General features: G+C 42.3%; 1 protein-coding gene. It reads left to right on the top strand.

The annotated features are described in order from the left end of the window. On the top strand, positions 1–1,791 hold a 1,791-nt coding region (locus Q0212_RS07970), incomplete at both ends, for a DUF3987 domain-containing protein (RefSeq protein WP_297924297.1).

The raw sequence follows: 1,791 nt of genomic DNA, 5'->3' as shown, positions 1-1,791 counted from the left end.
ATGATTCCCTCCACACATGGGAAGGATTAGAAGCCAATAGAACAGACTATAAGGCGATATTTAACGAGGCAAAGGCTAATGGATGGGTAAACCCATTAAGTAATACAAGTGACAAACGGCAAGACCACGACAACAATAATATAGAAACACACCGTAACGCGCCTAGAGGTAATGCCGCGATGTTGTACGGTATTTTTGGAGAGTTTGGACGCGCCGCCGCTAAGGATACCGAAGTAAACCCATACGCCGCCGCCATGAATTTAATGATTTTCATATCTGCTAGTGTTGGACGTGGTATTTATTTTTACATTGGCAATGATATACACCATGTACGGTTATATGGTTTGCATATAGGCCGCTCAAGTCGTGGACAAAAGGGAGGCGCACATTCTTTACTTAATCGCGTTATTAAAGTCATTGCCGAAAATGACTTTGACCTACTACTACCAAGCCGCCACACCGGGGGATTATCTTCAAAAGAGGGACTAGCTGCGTTAATCCATGATGGTTATATGCAAGGCAAAGAAGAAGTAGCCCCTATCACAGATAAGCGTTTATTTATTCGTGAGTCTGAATTTTCCAACGTCATGCACCAAGCAGCCCGTAACGGCAATACCCTTTCGGCAGGGTTGCGCGATGCTTGGGATGGTGTAGGGATTCAACCAGCAACAAAACTAAAAGGAACGTGGGCAAGTCATCCGCATATTGCTATCGCTGGAGCGTGTACCCCTGTAGAGCTTTTAGCACTCACGACCAAAAACGATGTATCAAATGGCTTTTTGAATCGTTTTATTATCTTTTGGGCGGAGCGTACAAAGTTAATCCCGTTTCCCCAATGTACACATATCGACACCGTAAACCTACTGGCAACCAAGATAAACGCCATTATTCAATTTGCCAAAAGTGACTACATTTGGAATAAAAATCCAAGCCTAGCCAGTGAAGACAACCGACAAATAACGCTTAGTGATGATGCCAAACGAACGTATGGCGCGTTATATATCAATGTATTCCCTAAGTATAACGATGGTGACAATGTTGCCGCTTTAACAGAACGCAAAGCTCCGTATTTGCTGCGTATGGCCGCCCTGTTTGCAATATCTGACTTCTCGCTTGTTATTGAAGAGTGGCACATTAACGCCGCTTATGAGTGGGTAAAATACTGGCATGAATCGGTAAAATTTATCTTTAACGATGCCGCCGAAGAAGTGAAAAATAACGAAATATCAGACCATGCAAACAAGATTGTTAATTACTTGGCAAGTAAGGACAAAGGGTATCAGGCGACTAGAACAGAATTATCTAAAACCGTGTTTAGTGGTCACTTGGACAGCAAAGCATTAGATGAAGCCCTAAACGCACTTATTACTAGCACCCCTCAAAAGATTGAAGTAATTGAAGGTCATCGTTCCGATGGTGCAACGGGGAAGAAGCCAAAATTTTATACATTGTGCGAACTTAGCGAATTTAGCGAACTTACTACAGCCGCAAGGGTTACACCGTTTGCGAATAATTGCGAACTATTGCGAACTATTAACGACACTTGCGAAGTAACTCAAAATTACCCACAAGACGAAAAGCTAAATTCGCAAAATTCGCAAGACTTCGCAAACGTGCGAATTAACGCAAACCCTACAGCCGCAACTAACTTCGCAAAATTCGCAGAATTCGCAGAGGTAAAAAAGAAAATCGACATTTTTACGCTTACAAAGGAGGATTTACATTCAAACACGTATGAAAATGCACAAATTGACTTAAATGACAAAAAAGTGAGTTGTAGTGAGTGCGAGC

The sequence above is a fragment of the uncultured Agitococcus sp. genome (assembly GCF_937920075.1).
Lineage (GTDB): Bacteria > Pseudomonadota > Gammaproteobacteria > Pseudomonadales > Moraxellaceae > Agitococcus.
This window is presented reverse-complemented; position numbering and strand designations above follow the sequence as displayed.